Origin of the sequence: Nesterenkonia sp. CL21, from assembly GCF_031705515.1 — a bacterium.
Taxonomy (GTDB): Bacteria; Actinomycetota; Actinomycetes; order Actinomycetales; family Micrococcaceae; genus Nesterenkonia; species Nesterenkonia aethiopica.
Genome location: NZ_JAUTWR010000002.1, coordinates 329,864 through 352,942 on the forward strand (window position 1 = coordinate 329,864; position 23,079 = coordinate 352,942).

Consider the following 23,079-nt stretch of genomic DNA (forward strand, 5'->3'; position numbering starts at 1 on the left):
GCGGGTGATGATGATTCAGACGTGTTCGCGTCAATCGGGTCGAACCTTGAGAGGTGCCCGCGACGGACGGCCGCACCCCCGCGTCACCGGGGGCGCATGGTTTCGGTGGCCTCACCTGTTCAGGTTCATCCCACTCGCCGCCGCAGGAGGCTGCACCCGTCACCGGGCTGGCAGTCTCCGGGGGAGAGTGCTAGCTCAATTTTTAGCACTCTGTGCAGGCGAGTGCAAACCCCTGAGGTGAGCTCCCGCCTGCTGCTGCGCGGCTGATCTCACTCGGCGAAATCGCCGTCGACCACGACGGCCACCGAACTCCACGCGCTGTTCTCCTCCACCCGCTCGATGCCGAGATTCTGCCCCACGTCCTCGGCGTGCTCCTCGGAGCCCGCCGGGTAGAAGACCACGGGGGTCTCGACGTCGTCGTAGGTCCACTCGGCCACGTAGGTGACGTTGTAGCCCATCTCCTCCAGCGTGGCCGCAGCCTCGGATTCGGCGCCCTCGTAGCCCAGGACCTGCACGGCCGCCTCGGTGTCCGCGGCGGTGCCGGTGGGCTCCTCCTCGGCACCCTCCTCGCCGTCCTCGGCGGCGCCGCCCTCGGAACCCTCGTCCTCGCCGTCGGACTCCTCCTGGGCCTGGTCCTGATCGGAGGCCTCGGTGTCGCCCTCGCGCAGGGTGGGCAGCACGAAGTAACTGACGACGCCGACCGCCAGGGCCAGCACCGCGAGCAGCCCGATCCACTTCAGGCCCCCGCCCCGGGAGCCCGTGGAGGCCTCGGCCGGAGCACGGTGCTTGCCGGCCTCGCCCTGCTGATAGGGAGGGACGTCGTCGAACTCGTCGTGCGGGAACTTGCTCATGGTGTGGCGATCCTCAGGCTGTGCGCGGACTGCGGACGGACGGTGAGGCGGACCGGAGAGCCCGGCCCGCTCGTGGCATCGGAGCTCAACATCTCAGGGCTCGTCATCTCAGGGCTCGTCATCTCAGGGCTCGTGATCGCGGGACTCCTCATCTCGACGGTCACCGGCGGGAGGCCCGAGCCCGCTGCCGCGCGTCGCGTTGGCGGCGCAGGCGCTTGACGAGCATGGGGTCGTGGGCGAGGGCCGCCTCGGAGTCGATGAGCCGGTTGAGCAGCTGGTAGTAGGACACCGCTGAGATGCCCAGCTGATCGCTGATCGCCTGGTCCTTGGCCCCGGCGTACTTCCACCATTGGCGCTCCAGGGCCAGGATCTGCTGCTCCTGCTCGGTCAGCTCCCCGGCGTCAGACGGCGCGTCCGCGACCTCGTCACGGGTGACGGCTTCGGCCGAGCTGGCAGAGCTCATCGATGCCTCCTGATCTCGATTCGGGCCGATGCGCGACCGGCCCGCTGGTTCTGCGCCCATCCTACGGCCCGGAGCAGGCACGACGGCGCATATCACCCGCTGTGTGTTCGCTGCCACAGGGACGCCCGGCGCACGGCGGACTCTCTCCAGTCCGGCCGCGCCCCGCACGTCGAGGAGTCATTTCCCCGCGCATCACCCCCTGAGCAACGCGCGCAAGCTTTCTGAGATGCACCGGAAATCGCCTCCTGGATCCTCCGCGGACCACCTCCGGGCGCATGACGAGCGACCACGTACCTCCCAGGCACCCTCTAAGGTGGTGGCCCATGGAGCTCTCCGAGAACCTCGTCGCACCTCTGGAGTCCGGCTGGGAGCGGGCCCTGGCCGCGCAGGAGCCGCAGTTCGCCCGCGTCCGCGAGGAGCTGACCCGCCGCCGGGCCTCCGGCGAGCACGTGCTGCCCGCCCCGGAGGCCGTGCTGCGCGCCTTCCGGCAGCCCTTCGACGACGTCCGGGTCCTGATCCTCGGCCAGGATCCCTACCCCACCCCGGGGCATCCGATCGGCATGTCCTTCGCCGTAGCCCCGGATGTGCGGCCGCTGCCCCGCAGCCTGCAGAACATCTTCCGAGAGCTGCATCAGGACCTCGGCATCGAGCCCGCTCCGCACGGCGATCTCACGGCGTGGAGCCGGCAGGGGGTGCTGATGCTCAACAGGGTCCTCACCGTCACCGCAGGCAGCCCGGGCTCGCACCGGGGCATCGGATGGGAGCAGATCACCGAGGCCGCCGTCCGGTCGCTGGTGGCCCGGGACACCCCGCTGGTCTCCATCCTGTGGGGCGCCGATGCGCGGCGCCTGCAGCCGCTGCTGAATGCGGGAGACCACACGGCAGTGATCACCAGCCCGCACCCCTCGCCGCTGTCCGCCCATCGAGGCTTCTTCGGCTCGCGGCCGTTCTCCCGGACCAACGACGCTCTGCAGCACCTGGGCGCGGCTCCGGTGGACTGGCGCCTGACCGCACCCGCCTGACCGCACCCGTATGACTGCTCAGCGGCGTCGGCCGCGGGACCGCTCGTTGGACTGCAGCCCCGAGGTGAACGGACGCATCAGCACATCGCCGAGCACGATGCCGGCGGCGATGCCCAGGATGATGATCAGGGCGCTGAACAGCTCGGTCAGCCCGCCCATCATCGAGTCCACCAGGGTGACCTCGGGGTTGTCGAGAGCGATCTGATACATGCCCCGGAAGACCATGAGACCCGGGAGCATGAACATCATGCCCGGCACGGCGACCACCAGCTGCGGGGCGCCCATGCGCAGCGCCACCACACGGCCAAGCGCGCCGACCACCGTCGCGCCCAGGATCGGGGTCATCCGCTCCCCCAGCCCGATCAGCTCACCGGCATAGAACAGCAGGAAGCCCAGGGCCGAGACGGCACCGGTGGGCAGCAGCATCTTCCAGCGCGCCTGCTCCACGACGGCGGCGGCCATCGCGGCGACGAACACCAGCGCCACCAGCACGGTCGGATGGTAGATGCGGGTCAGCCCCACCGCCACCTCGATGTGCGGGGCACCCAGCAGGTCGGCCAGCACGACGCCGGCCATGATGCCCGCTGTCATCCCCGCGAAGGCGATCATCGCGGAGACCAGACGTCCGGCAGACGTGATGGGGAAGCCGTTGATCGCGTCCTGGATGGCGGAGACCACCCGGGCCGAGGGCAGCAGGATCATCAGCCCGCCGGCCACCACCATGGACGGAGTGATGGGCGCGTCCAGCATGAAGGCGCCCATGGCGATGAAGGTGGCCATGAAACCGCCGGCGGCCAGGGTGAAGAACTCCGGGACCCTCCAGACCGCCAGCTGACGGGTGATGCCCAGCACCACCAGGGTCGCGGCGAAGCCGAGGGCGGCGTCCAGAAGCGGGGCTCCGAGGAAGCTCGCGAACAGGCTGGCGAACAGAGCTCCGGCCAGGTTCACCATCCAGCGCGGATACGGCTTGGGCTCCCGGGTGATCTCCTGGAGCCGCTCGGCCGACTCGCCGCGGGTGAGCCGCCCGGAGATGATGTCGGTGACCAGCTCATGCACCGCGGCCAGGGCCTTGTAGTTCCGGGACCAGGAACGCACCACGCGCACCCGGGAGTAGGGGATCTTGCCGTCCGGTGCCCAGTTGAGGCTGATCGACTGGTTGGTGATGTCGACGTCGGTGTTCTTCATCCCGAAGGCCGCGGTGACCGCGATGATCGAGGTCTCAACCTCCAGGGCGCCGGCCCCGTACCGGAACAGCGCCTCCCCCAGGTCGAGGACGAAGGCGATCGTGGCCAGTTCGTCCGAGTCCACCGGCTGCTCGGCCTGACGGGGGTTCGCGTAGGGGGTGCCCACGAGCCGGTCCACCAACGGCACGGCCTGGGTGTGGGTCGTCTCGGCCCGCATGATGCGGCGCAGCACGTTCTGCGGCCGCACCTTCTGCTCGAACACGGAGCGGTCGAACAGCGGGGGCAGCTTCAGCTGGTCCGCCAGTTTCGTCCCTGCGGGGCGGAGCACGGAGCGACGACGGATCGGTTCGCTGGCGGGCGCGGCGGAGACCTCGTGCGGGTCCGCCGCCAGGGCGCGGTCGCCGGGGATCTGAGGCCCCAGCGCCTCGGTCTGGGCCCAGTCTCCGACGGGGGTCCACTCGCCGGTGGACACCCGGTCCGCAGGGCGCTCCGGGTGCCCCAGCTCCTGACGGGCTTCATCGAAGGTGTGCGTGTGGGGCCGCGGCAGCGGTGAGGTGGGAGGACCGGACTGGACGTGCTGACCGGGATGCCCAGGATGCCCGTGCTGGCCGAGGTCAGGGCTGTCGGCCGGGGAGTCATAGAAGGCGTCGGGGGCGTACTCGTGGCGGACCGCCTCCACTTCGGCCTGGGCGGCTTCCTCCTGGGCACGCTCGGCAGCCTCGGCGTCGTATTCCTCCCATTCCAAGGTGGCCTCGGCCTCTCGGGAGGCCTGCCAGGAGGAGGCGATGCTGCCGGTCAGGGCCCGGACGAATCCGGTGGAGGTGTCCTCCTCCTCGTCCTCGCCGGCGGAGGCTGGCCGCACCACCGGGATGAGGGTGACCTCGGCGTCGGGCTCGGAGATGACGGGGTCGATGGCCTCGACGGCGTCCGTGCTGGCATGGTGCTCCCCCAGCCCGTGCTGGTCGCCCGACGTCCCCGGCCCGCCCGACTCGTCCGGACCGGCCACGCCATCCGCCCCGCAGCGGGCCTCGTCCTCGTGCGGCTGGACGTCGCGGGTGCCCCTGCGGCCCTGCTGAGCTGCCACTGCCCCTCCCTTCAGGATGTCTCGGATCGTCTCCCAATCTACGCGGTGGGGCTCGCGGCGGGGTCGAGCGCCCGAGGCGTCGTGGGGGTCCTGGGCCCGCCGATCGCCGATCGGGACGATCTGGAAGCGGGCGACGGTACAGAACCGCCCCGCCGGTCGCCGGCCAGAGTGGCGGCGGCCCGACAGGGCGGTGTGCTGCGAAATGGTGGATCCGAATGGACTCGAACCATCGACCTCTCGCGTGTGAAGCGAGCGCTCTAACCATCTGAGCTACGGATCCGTGCGTGATCTCGCCGGCATTCAGCCTGCCTGCGAGCGCCAGAAAAGATTAGCACCTCGGGCCCCGATTCGGAAAACCGGGGCCCGGGGCGCCCGAGGCGATGCCGCCGAATCAGGCGAGCGCCTCCTCCAGCGGGGTTTCGCCGTCGTAGAAGTTCACGGTCCGGCGCACCGCGGCGCCGGCGGTGAGCACATGGGTGATCGCCTCGGCCACGTTCTCCCGGGAGGCCCCGACCTCCGCGGCGTCGGGCCTGCGGCCGTCGATCAGCCCGGCGCCGTCGACCACCTGCAGTCGGCGCGTGGCCGGCTGCTGGGTCAGCGAGCCGGGGCCGAGGATGGTCCAGTCCAGAGCGGTGCCGCGCAGGTGGGAGTCGGCGTGGTGCTTGGCCTCCGCGTAGGGGTAGAAGGAGCTCTCCTTGTCCAGGGTGTCCACGTCGGTCTCGGCCCGGACATAGGAGACCATCACGTAGCGGGTGACCCCGGCCTGCTCCGCGGCTTCCATGGACCGGACGGCGGCCTCCAGGTCCACCGCGCGGGTGCGGGCAGGATTGCCGCCCCCGGCGCCGGCGGAGAAGACGACGGCGTCTGCGCCGTCGAAGGCCTCGGCGAGCTGGTCGACGTCGGCGTTCTCGATGTCCAGGACCACCGGAGTGGCCCCGGTGGCCGCGACGTCGTCTCGGTGATCCGGGTTGCGGATGAGCGAATCCACGCTCCATCCGGCGGAGACGAGCTTGGGGGCGGCGAGCATCGCCACCTTCCCGTGGCCGCCCAGGATGACGACGCGCTTGTCCTGTGCCATGGAATTCTCCTTCGGTCGATCTCGGGATCGGGCAGGCGCCCTGCTGAACAGGTTCGCCTTCTGGCACAACATCTGCACGGTCCAGCTATTCCTCCCACCAGGCCCGCTGCGACGCCCCTCCGGCTGGTTCGCCATGCCGAACGCATGGCATGATGTACCGAACGAAGGAGGTTTCATGGCTGAGCAGGATCATCACGCACTGCGGGCGCACATCGCCGCGGCGGTGCGCGCCGAACGACAGCAGGCCGGGCTCTCGATCAGCGAGCTTGCCCGCCGCGTCGGCATCGCGAAGTCCACCGTCTCCCAGTTGGAGTCCGGACAGGCGAACCCGAGCGTGGAGACCCTGTGGTCCATCGCCTCCACCCTGGGCATCCCCTTCGCCCGCCTGGTGGAGGCCCCTCCCCGCGGACCGCGGATCATCCGCGCCGCGGACCGCACCCCGGTGCCCTCCGCCGAGTCCGACTACCTGGCCACTCTGCTGCACACCGGCCGGAGCTCCGCCCAGAGGGACCTCTACGTGGTGAGCCTGGAGCCTGGGGAGCCGCGCAGCGCCGCACCACATACGCCGGGCTCCGTCGAGCACGTGGTGATCGGCTCCGGCAGGATCCGCCTCGGTCCGGAGGATGCACCCATCATCCTGGAACCCGGCGACTACGCCACCTTCGCCGGCGACGTCCCGCACACCTACGAGGCCCTCACCGCGGGCGCGTGGTTCGCCCTGCTCATGGAGCACCCCGCCGCCGGCACCCCGGGAGGCCCGCGATGACGCCGGCCACCCGGATGGGGCTCTCCATCGCCGCCGCCGTCTCCCTGTACGGGCTCTCCTTCGGTGCACTGTCCGTGGCCTCGGGACTGACGCTGTGGCAGACGGTGGCACTTTCGGCCCTGCTGTTCTCGGGCGGGTCCCAGTTCGCCTTCATCGGAATCCTGGCCGCCGGCGGCTCCGGGGGCGCCGCACTGGGCGCCTCGACGCTGCTCAGCGCACGGAACACCATCTACGCGGTGCAGATGAAGGCCATGTTCGACCCCTCGGGCTGGCGGCGCTGGGTCAGCGCGCAGCTCACCATCGACGAGTCGGCGGCCAACGCCATGAGCCAGACCGACCCCGAGGAGCGGCGCCGCGGATTCTGGGTGACCGGTCTGGGCGTCTATGTCGGGTGGAACCTCGCCACCGTGGTCGGCGCCCTGCTGGGCGACTTCGTGGCGGAGCCGGAGGCGCTGGGGCTCGACGGGGCGGTGGTCGCCGCCTTCCTGGGCCTGCTGTGGCCGCGGCTGAGGTCTCGGGAGCCCTGGGCGCTGGCCGTAGTGGCCGCCCTGGTCACGGTGCTGACCATGCCGATGCTGCCGGCCGGCGTGCCGGTGCTGCTGGCAGCTGTCGTCGCGGCGGCCTGGGGCCTGGTCACCCGCGGCCGGAGCGGAGGCGCCGAGTCGACGAGGACGCGCAAGGAGCACGAGGAGGTCCGCCCATGACACAGTGGCTCTGGGTCCTGCTGGCCTGTGCGGCGGTGTACGCCACCAAGCTCCTCGGCTACCTGGTGCCGGGCTCCTGGCTGGAGCACCCGCTGGTCGGCCGGCTCTCCACCCTGATGACGGTGGCGCTGCTGGCCTCCCTGGTGGCCATGAATACCGCTTCAGGCGATGGCGGCGTGGTGCTCGACGCGCGGGTCGGCGCCCTGCTCGCCGCCGCCGTCGCTCTGCTGCTGCGGGCCCCGTTCCTCGTGGTGGTGATCGCCGGAGCCGGAGCCGCCGCGGGCCTGCGGGCCCTCGGCATCGGCTGACCCGTGACTCACGCGCTCAGGGCCTGACCACCCACCGCTGGACTGCTGTGGGCTGGTCGCCGTCGTCACCCGTGTCGATCCCCACGGGCAGGGTGAACTCCCAGCCGTCGGCGAGCTTCTCGGTGACCACGGTCTCCACCGCGGAGATGGTGCCCCACCGGTCCCCGCCGCCGTCGTGGACGAGCACCAGCTCGCCGGGCACGATGGCCTCCCGCAGGTTCTCCGTGAGGATCTGTTCGTCCTGGGTCTCCCAGTCGGCGATCGTGTTGACCACCGCGAGTGGCTGCATCCCCAGTTCGACGGCGACCTCCGGCGTCTGTCCCCAGCTGCCGTTGGGCGCCCGGAAGAACGGCACGGGCGCCTGGGGGTCGTCGAGGGCATCGCGGATGATCTCCAGCGTCTCGGTCAGGTCCTGACGGATCTCCTCGGACTCCCACCCGGCCATGTCCGCATAGCTCGTGGTGTGATTGCACAGCACATGGCCGTCGTCGACGATCCGACGCAGCAGCTCCGCACCTCCAGGGGCGGTGATGTTCTGCCCGATCACGCAGAACACCGCCCTGATGTCACGCTCGGCCAGGAGGTCCAGCAGCGCGTCGGTCTCGCCGGGATTCGGGCCGTCGTCCACCGTGAGCGCGACGACGTCGCCCTCCCCCTGGGCCTGGCGGACCGGCTCCGGCACCGGATCGGGGTGGCCGCCGGTCGGCGCGGAGCCGCCGGAGCCGCCCGGTGCGGCCTGGGCGCCGGGGCCGAGGGCGGCGAGCATCATACCCCCGGTGAGGGCGGCGGTGAGAGCGGTGCGAGCGAACCTGACCATGGCTGTCCTCCTGTGATCTGCGACACGGCAGGAGTGTAGCGGCATTTACGAACTCCCGCGCAACAATGTCGCTCGATCCGCGCGGCGACGCCGGGCGAACGCTCCCCACGTGACCCGCCGACGCGCCGGGACCGCTACCCGCTGGCGACCCATGATCGACGCTGCGAATTTTCAACACATGGGCGTTGCGTATTCCTGATCCACTCTGTAAGGTGGTCCTCACTTGGGTGCGACAGGGGCCCGCTCGGTGCGGGCGGGCCCCGCTTCCCACCCAGGGAAGAACATCGGCGCCGGCAGGACGAACGCGGCGCCGGACGCGGCCCTGCCAGACGGCCGCAGACCTCACGCAGACAGACGACGCCGGGCCCGGCAGAGATGATCAGTGCATCTCTGCCGGGCCCGGCGTCGTCTGTGGATCCCGCCCGCTCTCAGCGGGCGATTCTCAGTGGGCGGCGGCCGGCGCGGCCTCCCCCTGGTCCGGTCGGCCATGCTCCGCAGGGTCCCCACCCTCGGCCTCTCCGGCCTTGGTGGCGCGCAGAGTCAGCCCGAGGGCCAGGGTGCCCAGGCTCATCACGGCAGCCGTGCGGAAGGCGGTGCGGAAGCCTTCGACGGCGGCGGCGTCAGGGTCCAGCCCGCGAGCCGTCGCGGCGGCCGCACCCAGGCCCAGCACGGTGACCAGCAGCGCAGTGCCGACGGCGGCGGCCAGCTGCTGCAGGGTGTTCAGCACCGCTGAGCCGTGGGAGTACAGCGGCTGCGGCAGCGGATTCATGGCCGTGGTGAAGGCCGGGGTGAACAGGCAGGCCAGCCCGAAGCTGAGCACCAGGTGCAGCCCGAGGACCGCCCAGATGCTGCTGTCCGGGCTCAGCAGGCTCATCAGGAACAGCGCGATGACCAACAGGGAGGCCCCGGGGACGACGAGCGGCTTGGGGCCGACGCGGTCATAGAGGCGGCCGACGATCGGAGCCAGGAGCGCCATCAGCACGCCGCCAGGCAGCATCAGCAGGCCGGTCTGCAGCGTGTCCAGACCGCGGACCTGCTGCAGGAACAGCGGCAGCATGATGATCGCGCCGAACAGGGCGATCATCATCAGCAGCATCATCAGCAGCGAGCGCGTGAACATGGTGTACCGGAACGGCGAGAGATTCAGCAGCGGGTTCCCGCCCTTCTGCAGGCGGATCTGCAGCCAGGTGAAGGCGGCCAGGAACAGCACGCCGACGATCAGCACCACCAGGGCGACGACGTCGACGCCGGCTTCGACGGTCTCATCCACGCCGGCACCTTCACCGTGGCCACCGCCGAGCTGGCTGATGCCGTAGACGACTCCGGCGAAGCCGGGCACCGAGAGCAGCAGCGAGGGCACGGACAGTCCGCCGCCCTTGACTCCGGGGCTGCTGTCCAGACGGGGACGCCCCAGCACCAGCGCCACCAGGGCGATGGGCAGGATCATCAGGAACAGGAACCGCCAGTCGGCGATGTGCAGGATCAGCCCGGACAGCGCCGGACCGGTGGCCGGAGCCACCGAGATCACGATGGAGATGTTCCCCATGACCACCCCGCGGCGCTGCAGCGGCACCAGGGTCAGCGTGGTGGTCATCAGCAGGGGCAGCATCATCGCGGTGCCGGCGGCCTGCACGATGCGACCGACCAGCAGCATGGGGAACCCGAAGGCGGCCGCGGCGATCGCCGTGCCGAGGCTGAAGAGCACCATGGCGATGGTGAAGACGGTCCGCAGGCTGAACCGCTGCATCAGGTAACCCGTGGTGGGGATGACCGTGGCCAGGGTCAGCATGAACGCGGTGGTCAGCCACTGGATGGTGGTCTCTCCGACCTGGAACTCCACCATCAGCGGCTGCAGGGCGACGTTCATGATGGTCTCGTTGAGGATCATGATGAACGCGGCGATGAGCAGCGTGCCGATGGTGAACTTGTCACCGGCGGGCATCCTGGGCACCTCGACGGGGGGTGCGGGCGGCGGGGTTGACGGTGCGCTCATGAGGCCTCCAGAGACGATGATGGTCCTGCAGGTCCGTGCCTCGGAGGCACGGACCTGCAGGACTCACGGTGGGTCGATGGTCAGACGGCGGCGCCGCATCCCGTAGCAGGGAGGGAGGGCTGCCGCATGGCACCGGGCATCGTCGCGACAGCGACGGAGAGGCACAGGGTGCATGCTAGTCCGCTTCAGTCAACCGGCGGCCCGGCGCAGGTATTCCCGATCGTCGGTGAGATCTTCTGAAGATCAGGCGGACATCGACGCATGCGCGCCGCGCATGGACCGCCTGGCATCGGACTGTCCGCGGGCTGTCCGCGGATCCGGGATGCTGTGGAGCCCCCTGCCGGGTTCGAACCGACGACCTGCTGTTTACAAGACAGCTGCTCTACCAGCTGAGCTAAGGAGGCGTGGCGCCGCAGCGCCGGAGACCCATCCTACCGGCGGATCTCCTCAGGTGACCAGTTCATGGTCGGACGACCCTGCGGGCGGAAGCATGACCCCCGCCCGCGGGCCGCAGGATCAGGACTCGTCGTCCGCGTCCCCGTCGGCGTCTTCAGCGTCAGCATCCTCGTCGTCGGCGTCCTCGTCGGCGTCCGCGTCGCCGATCCTCGACTCGACGAACTCCCGGAAGCCCATCTCGGAGGTGCTCCAGTCCTCGTCGTCGAGGTAGACGGTCGGCGTCCCGCCCACACCCTGAGCGGAGGCCTGGCGCGAGGTGTAGGTGACGAAGGCCCGGTAGGTGCCACCCTCCACGCAGGACTCGATGTCCGCACCGTAGGCCTCGGCCCGAGCGACGAGCTCGTCGTTGGACAGCTCCCCCTGCGGCTGGTGCGTCACGACTTCGGCCAGGTAGTCCAGGTAGTTCTCCGGGGACTCCTCCGCCATGCAGACCGTGGCGTTGGCCCCTCGCGAGGAGTAGTTGGTGGTGGAGTTCTGGTCCAGGAACCCGACCATGCGGTACTCGACGGTGATCTGGCCGGCGTCGACCCATTCCTTGATCTGTTCGCCGTGCTCAGCCTCGAAGTTGGCGCAGTGCACGCAGTTCACGTCGGCGTAGACCACCAGATGCGGGGGCTCGCCCTCCTCGCCCGGCTCCACACCGATGGGCAGCTCGGTCTCGGACTCCGGCACGTCCGAGGCGTCGACCGTGCCGAGGTCGGCCCCGTCGATGATCTCGGTGGCCGAGGTCAGCGTGATGCCGCCCTGCTCGTTCGCCGAGGCGGGAGCGGGGCCTTCGCTGGCGGTCATCCGCTCCTGACCGGCGCGCTGATTGATGATGAAGAAGGTCAGACCCACCACGACGGCGAGCGCCACCACGATCACGCCGACGCGCAGCATCACGGAAGTCCTGCGCTGCTTGGCCTCCTCCTCCTGCTGGATGCGTCGGGCCTGGTCGCGGGCGCTGCCGCCCGAGGTCTGGGGATTTCGAGCCATCATGTCTCCGAAGATGTCGTAGTGCCGGCTCCGCGCAGGCGGATCCGGGGAACGGTCGCATCCAGGGTAGCCCCTCACTCCGGGGGTTTCCTGGACGGGTCGGCTCCCATGACGGCGGCGTCGTGGCTGGTCACGACGCCGTCGCCGCGCTGACCGGGCTCAGCCGGCCGGAGGTCGATCTTCCTCACATTCAGGCCCGGAACGGCGCCGGTCCGGGTAGAGTTGCGCCACACAGGATGCGACGGGCGTCACAGGCCATCGCCGGTGGTGATGGTCGCAGCGGACGCCGTCCTCGAGAGGAAGGGAGTTCGCGCTGATGGCTCAGAAGAGCGGGTACGACTTCGTGGTGGTGGCCAATCGGCTCGCCGTGGACCGGATCACCACTGAGGACGGCGGGACGGGGTGGCGCCGCTCCCCCGGCGGACTGGTCACCGCTCTGGCCCCGATCATGGCGCAGTCCGACGGCGCCTGGGTGGGCTGGCACGGTGCGGCGGATGAGACGCTGGAGCCGTTCGACCACGCCGGCATGCACCTGGTGCCCGTCCCGCTGAGCGAGCAGGAGGTGGAGGACTACTACGAGGGGTTCTCCAATGCGACGCTGTGGCCGCTCTACCATGATGTGATCGCCCGCCCGGAGTTCCACCGCCACTGGTTCGAGGCGTATCGACGGGTGAACCGGCGCTTCGCAGAGGCCGCGGCCGCCGTCGCCGCCGAAGGTGCGACCATCTGGGTGCAGGACTACCAGCTGCAGCTGGTGCCCGCCATGCTGCGCGAGCTGCGCCCGGATGTGAGGATCGGGTTCTTCAACCACATCCCCTTCCCTCCCCCGGGACTGTTCTCCCAGCTCCCCTGGCGGCATTCGGTGCTGCGGGGACTGCTCGGCGCAGACCTCATCGGCTTCCAGCGCGAGTCCGACGCCCGGAACTTCCAGCGGGTGGTGCGCCACCGGCTGGGCTACTACATCAAGTCGGACCAGATCTACGTGCCCTCCGAGGAGCCGGAGCCGGACCAGCTGTCCTCCCTGCCCGGCCTGCATCCGGACCCGGCGCGCGGCACGGTCGCCCGCCAGGCGGCCGCCCCGCAGCAGGGCGACTACCGCATCGCGGAGGCCAAGGCGTTCCCCATCTCCATCGACACCCAGAAGATCGTGGAGCTGGCGGAGCGCCCGGACATCATCGCCCGCTCCGAGCAGATCCGGCGCGAGCTGGGCAACCCGGAGACGATCTTCCTGGGCGTGGACCGCCTGGACTACACCAAGGGCATCCGGCACCGGATGAAGGCCTACGAGGAGCTGCTGGCCGACGGCGAGCTCACGGTGGGCCAGGCCTGCCTGGTGCAGGTGGCCAGCCCCTCCCGGGAAGGCGTGGAGTCCTACCGGCTGCTGCGGGAGGAGATCGAGTCCACCGTCGGGCGGATCAACGGCGAGTACGACACCCTGGCCCACACCGCGATCCGCTACCTGCACCACTCCTACCCGGTGGAAGAGATGGTGGCGCTGTATCTGGCCGCCGACGTCATGCTGGTCACCGCGCTGCGCGACGGCATGAACCTGGTGGCCAAGGAGTATGTGGCCGCCCGCAAGTCGGGACAGGGCGTGCTGGTGCTCTCCGAGTTCACCGGCGCGGCGGACCAGATGCGTCAGGCGCTGCTCATCAATCCCCATGATGTGGACGAACTGAAGACTGCGATGGTCAAGGCCGCCACCATGGAGCCGGAGAATGCGCGACGGCGGATGCGCAGCCTGCGCCGTCAGGTGGTCTCCCACAACGTGCAGCGCTGGGCCGAGGAGTTCCTCGAGCGTCTGGCGGAGCTGCGCTGATCGGGAGATACTCGAGCCATGACCACAGATCACGCTCCACGGGACACCTCCGTGACGGCGCTGGACGATGACCTGGTGGCCGCGCTGCGGCACTTCGCCGCGCTGCCGAAGATCCTGGTGTGCTTGGACTTCGACGGCTGTGTGGCCGAGCTGGTCCCGGACGCTGACGACGCCCGGCCGGTGCCGGCGAACGCCGAGGCGGTCCGGCGCCTCTCGGAGTTCGACGGGGTGCGGGTCGCCTATGTCTCCGGGCGCGGACTGGACACGCTGCGGGAGATCGCCGCGCCGCCGTCGGGAACCCTGCTGATCGGTTCCCACGGCGCCGAACGGGATGTGGCGGACCTGGCCGAGGAGGATGCGCAGCTGGTCCTGACCTCGGAGCAGGAGGCCGCACGGACCCGCCTGCTGGAGGTCTTCGAGACCATCGCGGCCCAGACCGACGGCGCCTGGGTGGAGCACAAGCCCGCCGGGGCGGCCATGCATGTGCGCAAGGTGCCCGACGCCGCGGAGGCCGAGCACGTGCTCACCGAGGCGCGCGCCGCCGTCGCCGCCCTGGACGAGGTGCACCCGAAGGAGGGCAAAGCGGTGCTGGAGGCCGTGGTCGTGCAGGCGACCAAGGGCGAGGGCATCACCGAGCTGCGCGAGCTGGTGTCCCCGGATGCGGTGTTCTTCGCCGGCGACGACGTCACCGACGAGTTCGGATTCGCGGTGCTGGCCGGTGCCGACGTCGGGGTGAAGGTGGGCGAGGGTGAGACCCGCGCCGACCACAGGATCGGGGCTCCGCCCCAGCTGGCCGATGTGCTGACCGTGATCGCAGACGCCCGCGAGCGGGCCGGAGCCGCAGGGGCCCCGGCCGCAGAGAAGGAGCAGCAGTGAATCCAGTCCCAGGCCTGAGCCTGACCGCCTCCGGCACCATCCCGCAGGAGCTGCTGGACCTGCCGTGGCATCTGCCGCTGGTGGAGTGGCCGGAGGACGTGATCGCCGCGCTGCCGCGAGGCATCTCCCGGCACATCGTGCGGTTCGCCCATCTGGGCGGGTCGATCATCGCCATCAAGGAGACCTCGGAGCGGGCCGCCCGGCACGAGTACCGGATGCTGCGCCGGCTGGGCCGGTTGGGCGCGCCGTGCGTGAAGCCGGTGGCCGAGGTGACCGGTCGCACCCGGGAGGACGGCACTGCGCTGTCCCCGGCGCTGATCACCCGGCACCTGCGGTTCTCGCTGCCGTATCGGGCGGTGTTCAACCAGATGATGCGCAAGGAGACCCTGCACCGACTGATCGACGCCCAGGCGCTGCTGATGGTGGAGCTGCACCTGATCGGCTTCTACTGGGGCGACGTCTCCCTGTCGAACACCCTGTTCCGCCGCGATGCCGGCCAGTTCGCCGCCTACCTGGTGGACGCCGAGACCGGGGAGATCCACCCCGAGCTCTCCACCGGACAGCGCGAGTACGACCTCGAGCTGGCCCAGGTGAACATCGCCGGGGAGCTGATGGACCTCATGGAGGGCGGCATGGTGGACGAGGAGGTCGATCCCATCGCCACCAGCCACCAGTTCATCGACTCCTACCGGGGCCTGTGGAGCGAGCTCACCGGGGACACCGCCTTCAACCCGGACCAGCAGTGGCTGATCGAGGAGCGGATCCGCCGGCTCAACGAGCTGGGCTTCGACGTCGAGGAATACGACATCCGCTCGGCCAGCGCGGACGGCAAGCTGCTGCTGCGCCCCAAGGTGGTGGACCCCGGGCACCACCAGCGGCGGCTGATGAACCTCACCGGCCTGGACGTGCAGGAGAACCAGGCCCGGCGGCTGCTGGGCGCGATCGACGCCTACCGGGCGCAGACCGACCCGCACGGGGATGAGGCGGTGGCGGCCCATATGTGGACCCAGCAGGTGTTCCAGCCGCTGATCGCCCAGATCCCCCGGGAGCTGCGGGACAAGCTGGAGCCGGCCGAGCTGATGCACCAGCTGATCGACCACCGTTGGAAGCTCTCCGAGCGGGAGGGCCGCGACGTGGACCTGGCCGATGCGCTGCCCAGCTTCATCGAGGAGGAGCTGCGCGGCTACCGGGACGAGGCGGTGCTGATGATCAACCCGCCCACCGATGTGATCGAGCAGCTGGAACGCGGAGAGCGCGACGACGAGGACGACGACGGCATCAGCTTCACCGGGGAGGACGACGCCGTCTGGGCGGCGGACCCGGAGTGACATGGGGCGCGACAAACACCCCTTGATATCCACATCATGGATTTATGATTCCGCATAGCGATACACTGGCGGAGTCCCTGACCCCTCTCGAGGAGACCTCATGACACGCCTTCAGGTGGGCCAGCCGGCCCCCGCCTTCGCCCTGTCCGACGCCGACGGCAACCAGGTCAGCACCGCCGACTTCGCCGGGCAGCACCTGATCGTCTACTTCTACCCCAAGGCCGCCACGCCGGGCTGCACCACCGAAGCCTGCGACTTCCGGGACAACCTCGCCTCCCTGCAAGCCGCTGGATACGCCGTCGTCGGGGTCTCCCCCGATGAGCCAGAGGCGCTGCGCCGCTTCACCGAGGACCAGCAGCTGACCTTCCCGCTGCTCTCCGACGCCGACCAGGCCACCGCCCGCGCCTACGGCACCTTCGGCACCAAGAACCTCGGAGACCGCACGGTGGAGGGCACCCTGCGCTCCACCTTCGTCATCGACCCCGAGGGCACCCTGCGCCACGCAGCCTACGAGGTCGCCGCCGACGGGCATGTGGCCGCCCTGCGCCGCACCCTGGGAGTCTGAGCTCGGCGCCTGAGCGCCGTCCGCGCTCCGCCCCGCACCAGACCCAGACGCCGCGGGCCCCGACCAGATCTGGTCGGGGCCCGCGGCGTCGTCGTGCGGCGGACGACCTCAGCTCTGCGGCTGCGGCGCCGCGGCCTCGGTCCGACTGATCAACCGACCCCGCGGAGTCTCGAAGTCGACCTCTTCGCCGCGCAGCAGCGTGACCTCCACGACGCCGACCAGCTCACGGCCGTCATAGGCGCTGACCTTGTTGCGGTGCCAGAGGCGCTCAGCCTCCACGCTCCAGGACTTCTCCGGGGCGAAGACCACCAGGTCCGCGCTCGCCCCCTCGGCGATGCGCCCCTTGTCCTGCAGACCCACCTGGTCGGCCGGGCCGGAAGACATCCAGCCCACCACCTGGGACAGCTCCAGTCCGCGGGCCCTGGCCTCGCTCCACACCAGCGGCAGGCCCAGCTGCAGCGAGGAGATCCCGCCCCAGGCGGCCCCGAAGTCCCCGGTGTCGAGCAGCTTCAGCTCCGCGGTCGACGGCGAATGGTCCGAGACCACGCAGTCGATGGTGCCGTCCGCCAGGGCCTCCCACAGCAGATCCCGGTTCGCGGCCTCGCGGATCGGCGGGCAGCACTTATGCGTGGTGGCGCCGTCGACGATCTCCTCGGCGGCCAGCACCAGGTAGTGCGGGCAGGTCTCCACCGTCAGGCGGACCCCCTCGGCCCGGGCCGCGCGGATCTCCGGCAGGGCGTCGGCCGAGGACAGGTGCAGGATGTGGGCGCGAGCCCCGGTGCGGCGGGCGGCATCGATGACCGCCCGGATCGCCACGTTCTCCGCCTCCCGCGGCCGGGAGCGCAGGAAGTCCTCATACTTGCGGCCGGAGGCCTGCGGCGCCTGGACCAGCGTGCCATGGTCCTCGGCGTGGACGATCATCATCGATCCCAGCTCGGCGAGGATGGTCATGTCGGCCTCCATCTCGGCCGGCTCCAGCGGCGGGAACTCCTCCACACCGGAGTCCTCCAGGAAGCATTTGAAGCCGAAGACGCCCTGCTCGTGCAGCGGGCGCAGCTGCTCACCGTTGCCGGGGATCGCCCCACCCCAGAAGCCGATGTCCACATGGGCGGCCACCTCAGCGGCGGCCCGCTTCACCTGAAGCGCCTCCGGGTCAACCGTCGGCGGGATGGAGTTCAGCGGCATGTCCACGATCGTGGTCACCCCGCCGGCGGCAGCCGCGCGGGTCGCCGAGGCGAATCCCTCCCACTCGGTGCGGCCGGGCTCGTTGACGTGGACATGGGAGTCCACCAGACCGGGCAGCAGCACCTGATCCTCCGGAACCTCCACCGTCCGGAGCCCTTGGAGCCCCGTCCCGGCCGGGGCGATGCGGGTGATCGCGCCGTCGTCGACGCCGATCTCCACGGCCTGCCATCCCGCAGGCAGCAGCGCCCGGGACGCTGTGACCACCAGTTCATGTGCCATGGTCCTCATTCCTCTCCGGGCCCCGCGGGCCCTGCCATCAGCTGCCTCTGCCGCGAACGCGCCGCGAGCTCCTGCCCGATCCGGCCTCCGACCTCCTGCAGCAGCGCCGGGGCCCGACGGATGGACTCCTGGTCGCTGCCCGCCAGGTCCCGCAGAGCCCAGACGTGGTCGATCCCGGCGGCCGCCCACTGATCCCGGTCCAGGAGACTGCGTCCGCAGACCGCCACCACCGGTATACCATGCCGAGCTGAGACGCGCGCCACCCCCACCGGCACCTTGCCGGCCAGCGACTGCGTGTCCAGGCTGCCCTCACCGGTGATGACCAGGTCCGCCCCGGCCATCCGTGTCTCCAGGTCCACCAGCTCCATGACGACCTCGACGCCGGGGCGCCGCTCCGCCCCGAGCAGCGCCAGGGCGGCGAAGCCCACCCCGCCGGCCGCGCCGGCCCCGGGCTGGTCGGCGGCACGGACCACATGATCGGACCAGGTGGGCCCGCTGCTGCGGTACGCCGCCTCGGCCAGCACCGGCACGGCCCGCTGCAGCGCGAGCGAGGCCCAGCGGACCTGCTGCTCGTCGAGGCCCTTCTGCGGGCCGAACACCTCAGCGGCCCCCTGCGGCCCCGTCAGCGGTGAATCCACATCGGCGGCGATGACGATCCGGGTCTGGGCGATCCGCGGATCCAGCTCCCGCAGGTCCGCGGAGGCCAGGCCGCTCAGCCCCGCGGCTCCCTCGGGGATGCGTCGGCCAGCCCGGTCCAGCAGTCGGACGCCCAGTGCGGAGAGCATACCGGCCCCGCCGTCGGTGCAGGCACTGCCGCCCAGCGCCAGGACGACCTCATCGGCCCCGCGGTCCAGAGCCGCGCGCAGCAGCTCCCCGGTCCCCCGGCTGGTGGCCCGCATCGGGTCCGCCCCGGGCCCCATGTCATGGAGCCCGGAGGCCTCGGCGAGTTCGACGACGGCGGCGGTCGTGCCGCCGTCGTCGGTCCTCAGACCCAGCCGGGCCCGGGCCGGACGGCCGTCCGGCCCGGTGACCCGGTGGGCCTCGATCTCCCAGCCGGCGGCCGCCGCATCCAGGGTGCCTTCGCCGCCGTCGGCCATGGGCACCTCCACCACGCGGGCCCCCGGGGCGGACCGGCGGATGCCGGAGGCCAGCGCCTGGGCCACCTCACCGGCCCCGAGTGATCCCTTGAAGGTGTCCGGGGCGATCACCACGGTGGACGTCCGCGGCCCGGCAGCGGTGCTCGCCATGGATCTCACTCCGAGGCGGCGAGCGCCGTCAGCGCCGTGGGGGCGTCCTCCGGGCACTCGGCCAGCGGCTCGAACTCGTTGATCGCATCCAGAGCGGGACCCATGGCGATGTTCGTGACGCGTTCGAGGATGACCTCGACGACCACTGGGACACGGTGCTCCTCGGCCTGAGCGACCGCGTCCCGCAGGGCGTCGCCGATCTGCTCCGGGTCCTCCACACGGATGGCCTTGCAGCCCAGCCCCTCGGCCACCGCCACGTGGTCGACTCCGTAGCCGGCAGACTCGCCGGTGGCGTTGATGTTGTCGAAGGCCAGAGAGACCTCGTAGTCCATGTCGAAGGGTCGCTGCGACTGGCGGATCAGGCCCAGGTAGGAGTTGTTGACCACCACGTGGACGTAGGGCAGCCGGTGCTGGGCGCCGACGGCCAGCTCCTCGATCATGAACTGGAAGTCGTAATCGCCGGAGAGCGCGACGACGGTGGTGTCCGGCAGGGCGCGGGCCACGCCGAGCGCCGCCGGGCCGGTCCACCCCAGCGGTCCGGCCTGACCGGCGTTGATCCAGGCCCGCGGGTGGTAGGCGTGCAGCATCTGCGCACCGGCGATCTGGCTCAGCCCGATCGTGGTCACATAGGTGACGTCCCGACCGAAGGCCGAGTTCATCTCCTGATAGACCCGCTGCGGCTTGATCGGCTTCTCGGTGAAGTTGGTCTTGCGGTGCAGGGTCCCCTTGCGGGCCGCACAGTCGCGGGCCCATTCGGCGAAGTCCGGCAGGGCGTCCTTCCGGGCGCGGGCCGCCTCCAGCAGGGCCTCCAGGGCTGCGCCGGCGTCGGAGACGATGCTGTAGTCCGGCGGGAACACCCGCCCGATCTGGGTGGGCTCGATGTCGATGTGCACGAAGCGCCGACCCTTGCGGTAGGTGTCCAGCGCACCGGTGTGGCGGTTCGCCCACCGGTTGCCGATGCCGATCACCAGGTCCGACTCCAGGAAGTTCGCGTTGCCGTATCGGGTGTGCGTCTGGATCCCGACCATCCCGGACATCAGCGGGTGGTCGTCCGGGATCGCGCCCCAGGCCATGAGCGTGGGCGAGACCGGGATGTCCAGCAGCTCGGCCAGCTCCACCAGCCTGTCCGCGGCGTCGGCGTTGATGACCCCGCCCCCGGCGACGATGATCGGGTGCTCCGAGGCGGCGACCATGTCCAGCACCCGGTCCGCCTGAGCCCGCGTGGCGGCCGGCTTGACCACCGGCAGCGGCTCGTAGGTCTCGATGTCGAACTCGATCTCCGTCTGCTGGACGTCCAGCGGCAGGTCGATCAGCACCGGCCCGGGACGCGAGGAACGCATCAGCTGGAACGCCTTCTGGAACGTGCCGGGGACCTGGGCGGCCTCCAGCACCGTCTTGGCCATCTTGGTCAGCGGCGCGGCGATGGAGGAGATGTCCACCGCCTGGAAGTCCTCCTTGTCCAGGACCGCCACCGGCGCCTGGCCGGTGATGCACAGGATCGGCTGGGAGTCCGCCTGGGCGGCGTAGAGGCCGGTGATCATGTCCGTCCCGGCCGGGCCCGAGGTGCCCAGGCAGACGCCGATGTTGCCGGGCGCGGCACGGGTGTACCCGTCGGCCATGTGGGAGGCGCCCTCCACGTGGCGGGCCAGCGTGTGCCGGATCCCTCCGTGGGCCTTCAGGGCGGAGTAGAGCGGGTTGATCGCCGCCCCGGGCAGGCCGAAGGCCTCGGTGGCCCCCTCCTTCTCCAGGATCAGGGCGACGGCGTCGACAGCGCGCATCGTGGTCATGATGCTGCTCCTTCAAGGTCTCGTGTCTGGTGGGCGACGTTCCGCGGTGCGGTCCGCCGGTGAGGGACGGCCTGGCTCAGCTGTGCTGCTGCCCAGTCTGTGCTGCTGTCCAGGCCGTGCTGCTGCTCAGCAGGGAGGTGAGCAGCCAGCGGGAGTCAGGAGGTGGTGCCGTTGCGGCCGCCGAGGTCCTCCAGGACCGTGAACAGGCCGGAGTGGTCCAGACCGCCGTCGCCCCGCTGGACGGTGGAGGCGATCAGCTGGGCCACGGTGGAGGCCAGGGGGATGACGACGCCGGCCTCTCGGGCGGCGGAGGTGACGATCCCCATGTCTTTGTGATGCAGTTCGAGCCGGAAGCCCGGGTCGAAGGAGCGGTCCAGCATCTTCTGCCCCTTCTGGTCCAGCACCTTGGAGCCGGCCAGACCTCCGCCGAGGACCTGCAGGGCGGAGCCGGTGTCCACGCCGTAGGCCTCCAGGAAGAGGACGGCCTCGGCCAGCAGCCCGATGTTGCCGGCCACGATCAGCTGGTTGGCGGCCTTGACGGTCTGCCCGGAGCCGGCCGGCCCCACGAGCACGATCGTCTTGCCCACGCCCTCGAAGACGTCCTGGACGGCCTCGAAGTCTGTCTGCTCACCGCCGACCATGATGGACAGCGCGCCGTCGATGGCGCCCTGCTCACCACCGGAGACGGGAGCGTCCAGGGGCTTGAGCCCCGCCTCGCGGGCCTTCTGAGCGACCTGCACGGCGACGTCGGGACGGATGGTCGAGTGGTCGATCCAGGTGGCGCCGGGCTCGGCGTGGGCGAGGACTCCGTCCTCGTCGAGCATCACGGCCTCCACGTCCGGGGAGTCGGGCACCATGGTGATGATGACCTCGGCACCGCGCACGGCCTCCGCCACCGAGGACGCGGCGGCGCCTCCAGCCAGGGCGAGCTGCTCGGCCTTCTCCGGGGAGCGGTTGTAGCCCGTCACCTGGTGGCCGGCGCTGACGAGGTTCTTCGCCATGGGGAGACCCATGATCCCCAGGCCGATGAAAGCGATCTTCGTGCTCATGAGTGATGTGTCCTTCCTGTCCGGCGGGGCTCGGCCCGGCCGTGTGGTGTGGGGTGTCTGCTGCGGGCCCGGCTCAGCGGGCGACGTCGACCGGTGCGGCGTCGAGCCAGTCGAAGGCCGTCTCGGTCTCCTGCTTGTACTCAAGGGCGATCGGGCCGGTGTAGCCGAGCTCGCGGCTGCGGTCGATCCAGGCCTCCAGCGGCAGCTCGCCCGTGCCGGGGGCGCCGCGGCCGGGGGCGTCGGCGATCTGGATGTGGCCGAATGAGGCGGCGTGGGCCTCGATCACGGCGGCGACGTCGTCGCCGTTGACGGCCAGGTGGTAGAAGTCCGCCAGCAGCGCCACGTTGGCGGCCCCGGCGTCGTGGACCCTCTCGACGACGGCGAGCGCGTCCGCGGCAGTCTTCAGCGGGTAGCCCTCGGCACCGGAGACCGGCTCGACGAGCACGATGCCGCCGATGGTCTCCACGGCCCGGGCGGCGTGGACGAGGTTCTCCACGGCCAGGGCGTCCTGCGCCTCGGCGTCCTGCCCGTCCTGCCGAAGGCCGTAGAGGGCGTTGAAGGCGCGGCAGCCGGTGCGGCGACCGATCTCCGCCGTGATCTCCACGTTGCGGCGGAATTCGTCCTGCCGGCCGATGACGGAGACCATGCCACGGTCGCCGCCCGCCATGTTCCCCGCCCAGAAGTTCAGCCCGGTCAGGGACACGCCGGCCTCATCCAGGGAGGCGACGAAGCCGTCGACCTCCTCGGGGCTCGGCGCGGGCTGTCCGTCGAAGGGCCACCAGAACTCAACGTCGGCGAAACCGTGGGCGGCCGCAGCGGCGGCGCGCTCGAGGACGGGCAGCTCGGAGAGCAGGGTGGAACAGTTCAGCACGTAGGACGTCGGCGTGCGGTGGGCGAATGCGCTGGTCATGGGGTCCTCCTCGATATGGACGGCTCGGTGTGGACGGCTCGGTCCGGATCGCCTCCCGCTCGAACCCGTCAATTTTCGGATTGCGGAAGATTGAATCCATCTTGTGGAAACAGACTAGGGCGACCGAGGCCCCCGCGTCAACGAGAGAATCGCCGACGATGCGAATCGACGCCTGGCCTGGCGAGACGATGGTCTACCAAATGGACATCGCGACTGATCCGCTTCACACTCTTGACGGAGGGCCTGTGAGCGGCGTTACACTCGTTCACGATGCGGAAGCTACCTACCGCATACCGAAATCCGTTGTATACCCAAAGCCGCACTGGGCACGGG

20 protein-coding genes and 2 tRNA genes are annotated in these 23,079 nt (G+C 70.5%); 8 read left to right on the forward strand and 14 right to left on the reverse strand.

Features of this window, described 5'->3' with window-relative positions:
• Positions 1-269: 269 nt before the first annotated feature.
• A complete protein-coding gene (locus Q7C18_RS06470; RefSeq protein ID WP_311024674.1) occupies positions 270-851 on the reverse strand; it encodes a LytR C-terminal domain-containing protein in 582 nt (193 codons plus the stop codon).
• 160 nt (positions 852-1,011) lie between these two features.
• Positions 1,012-1,314, reverse strand: a complete 303-nt coding sequence (locus Q7C18_RS06475; protein ID WP_070162354.1) for a DUF3263 domain-containing protein — start codon at positions 1,312-1,314, stop codon at positions 1,012-1,014.
• 323 nt (positions 1,315-1,637) lie between these two features.
• On the opposite strand from Q7C18_RS06475, the gene Q7C18_RS06480 reads away from it, so the two are divergent.
• The gene (locus Q7C18_RS06480; protein ID WP_311024675.1) at positions 1,638-2,336 is read left to right on the forward strand and encodes a uracil-DNA glycosylase; all 699 of its coding nucleotides are present in this window, start codon (positions 1,638-1,640) and stop codon (positions 2,334-2,336) included.
• A gap of 18 nt (positions 2,337-2,354) precedes the next feature.
• Here the strand turns inward: Q7C18_RS06480 and Q7C18_RS06485 are convergent, their stop codons facing one another.
• The 3 genes from Q7C18_RS06485 to Q7C18_RS06495 all read right to left on the reverse strand — a co-directional run bounded on the left by Q7C18_RS06485 (position 2,355) and on the right by Q7C18_RS06495 (position 5,682).
• Positions 2,355-4,604: a threonine/serine exporter family protein gene (locus Q7C18_RS06485; RefSeq protein ID WP_311024676.1), complete on the reverse strand. Its 2,250-nt coding sequence runs from the start codon at positions 4,602-4,604 to the stop codon at positions 2,355-2,357.
• A 203-nt stretch (positions 4,605-4,807) separates the two neighbouring features.
• A tRNA-Val gene (locus tag Q7C18_RS06490) sits at positions 4,808-4,884 on the reverse strand.
• A gap of 111 nt (positions 4,885-4,995) precedes the next feature.
• A complete protein-coding gene (locus tag Q7C18_RS06495) occupies positions 4,996-5,682 on the reverse strand; it encodes an SDR family oxidoreductase (RefSeq protein ID WP_070162363.1) in 687 nt (228 codons plus the stop codon).
• A gap of 175 nt (positions 5,683-5,857) precedes the next feature.
• Here Q7C18_RS06495 and Q7C18_RS06500 point away from each other — a divergent pair, with 175 nt between their 5' ends.
• The 3 genes from Q7C18_RS06500 to Q7C18_RS06510 are packed head-to-tail and all read left to right on the forward strand — an operon-like array spanning position 5,858 to position 7,460.
• The gene (locus Q7C18_RS06500) at positions 5,858-6,448 is read left to right on the forward strand and encodes an XRE family transcriptional regulator (RefSeq protein ID WP_311024677.1); all 591 of its coding nucleotides are present in this window, start codon (positions 5,858-5,860) and stop codon (positions 6,446-6,448) included.
• A complete protein-coding gene (locus Q7C18_RS06505) occupies positions 6,445-7,152 on the forward strand; it encodes an AzlC family ABC transporter permease (protein ID WP_311024678.1) in 708 nt (235 codons plus the stop codon). The genes Q7C18_RS06500 and Q7C18_RS06505 overlap by 4 nt, the downstream gene beginning before the upstream one ends.
• Positions 7,149-7,460, forward strand: a complete 312-nt coding sequence (locus Q7C18_RS06510; protein ID WP_311024679.1) for an AzlD domain-containing protein — start codon at positions 7,149-7,151, stop codon at positions 7,458-7,460. The genes Q7C18_RS06505 and Q7C18_RS06510 overlap by 4 nt, the downstream gene beginning before the upstream one ends.
• 16 nt (positions 7,461-7,476) lie before the next feature.
• On the opposite strand, the gene Q7C18_RS06515 is transcribed toward Q7C18_RS06510, so the two are convergent.
• The 4 genes from Q7C18_RS06515 to Q7C18_RS06530 all read right to left on the reverse strand — a co-directional run bounded on the left by Q7C18_RS06515 (position 7,477) and on the right by Q7C18_RS06530 (position 11,704).
• A complete protein-coding gene (locus Q7C18_RS06515; protein WP_311024680.1) occupies positions 7,477-8,277 on the reverse strand; it encodes a polysaccharide deacetylase family protein in 801 nt (266 codons plus the stop codon).
• Between the two features lie 442 nt (positions 8,278-8,719).
• Positions 8,720-10,270, reverse strand: a complete 1,551-nt coding sequence (locus Q7C18_RS06520) for a DHA2 family efflux MFS transporter permease subunit (protein ID WP_311024681.1) — start codon at positions 10,268-10,270, stop codon at positions 8,720-8,722.
• A 328-nt stretch (positions 10,271-10,598) separates the two neighbouring features.
• Positions 10,599-10,674 (reverse strand) — tRNA-Thr (locus Q7C18_RS06525).
• 112 nt (positions 10,675-10,786) lie between these two features.
• Positions 10,787-11,704, reverse strand: a complete 918-nt coding sequence (locus tag Q7C18_RS06530; protein WP_311024682.1) for a thioredoxin domain-containing protein — start codon at positions 11,702-11,704, stop codon at positions 10,787-10,789.
• Positions 11,705-12,017: 313 nt separating this feature from the next.
• On the opposite strand from Q7C18_RS06530, the gene Q7C18_RS06535 reads away from it, so the two are divergent.
• The 4 genes from Q7C18_RS06535 (at position 12,018) to bcp (ending at position 16,289) form a co-directional block, all read left to right on the forward strand.
• Positions 12,018-13,520, forward strand: a complete 1,503-nt coding sequence (locus tag Q7C18_RS06535) for a trehalose-6-phosphate synthase (RefSeq protein ID WP_311024683.1) — start codon at positions 12,018-12,020, stop codon at positions 13,518-13,520.
• Between the two features lie 18 nt (positions 13,521-13,538).
• A complete protein-coding gene (gene otsB, locus Q7C18_RS06540; protein ID WP_311024684.1) occupies positions 13,539-14,396 on the forward strand; it encodes a trehalose-phosphatase in 858 nt (285 codons plus the stop codon).
• Complete coding sequence (locus Q7C18_RS06545) at positions 14,393-15,724, forward strand: DUF4032 domain-containing protein (RefSeq protein WP_070158724.1); 1,332 nt, start codon at positions 14,393-14,395, stop codon at positions 15,722-15,724. Before otsB ends, Q7C18_RS06545 begins: the two co-directional genes overlap by 4 nt.
• Positions 15,725-15,824: 100 nt before the next feature.
• The gene (gene bcp / locus Q7C18_RS06550) at positions 15,825-16,289 is read left to right on the forward strand and encodes a thioredoxin-dependent thiol peroxidase (RefSeq protein WP_311024685.1); all 465 of its coding nucleotides are present in this window, start codon (positions 15,825-15,827) and stop codon (positions 16,287-16,289) included.
• Between the two features lie 108 nt (positions 16,290-16,397).
• Here the strand turns inward: bcp and allB are convergent, their stop codons facing one another.
• The 5 genes from allB to Q7C18_RS06575 all read right to left on the reverse strand — a co-directional run bounded on the left by allB (position 16,398) and on the right by Q7C18_RS06575 (position 22,746).
• The gene (gene allB / locus Q7C18_RS06555) at positions 16,398-17,753 is read right to left on the reverse strand and encodes an allantoinase AllB (RefSeq protein ID WP_311024686.1); all 1,356 of its coding nucleotides are present in this window, start codon (positions 17,751-17,753) and stop codon (positions 16,398-16,400) included.
• Between the two features lie 5 nt (positions 17,754-17,758).
• Entirely contained in the window at positions 17,759-19,000 is a 1,242-nt protein-coding gene (locus Q7C18_RS06560) for a glycerate kinase (protein ID WP_311024687.1), read from the reverse strand.
• A gap of 5 nt (positions 19,001-19,005) precedes the next feature.
• On the reverse strand, positions 19,006-20,787 hold the full coding sequence (gcl, locus tag Q7C18_RS06565; protein ID WP_070158342.1) for a glyoxylate carboligase: 1,782 nt from the start codon (positions 20,785-20,787) through the stop codon (positions 19,006-19,008).
• Positions 20,788-20,942: 155 nt separating this feature from the next.
• On the reverse strand, positions 20,943-21,980 hold the full coding sequence (locus tag Q7C18_RS06570) for a 2-hydroxy-3-oxopropionate reductase (RefSeq protein WP_311024688.1): 1,038 nt from the start codon (positions 21,978-21,980) through the stop codon (positions 20,943-20,945).
• The gene (locus tag Q7C18_RS06575) at positions 21,910-22,746 is read right to left on the reverse strand and encodes a TIM barrel protein (protein WP_311024689.1); all 837 of its coding nucleotides are present in this window, start codon (positions 22,744-22,746) and stop codon (positions 21,910-21,912) included. The genes Q7C18_RS06570 and Q7C18_RS06575 overlap by 71 nt, the downstream gene beginning before the upstream one ends.
• Positions 22,747-23,079: the final 333 nt, after the last annotated feature.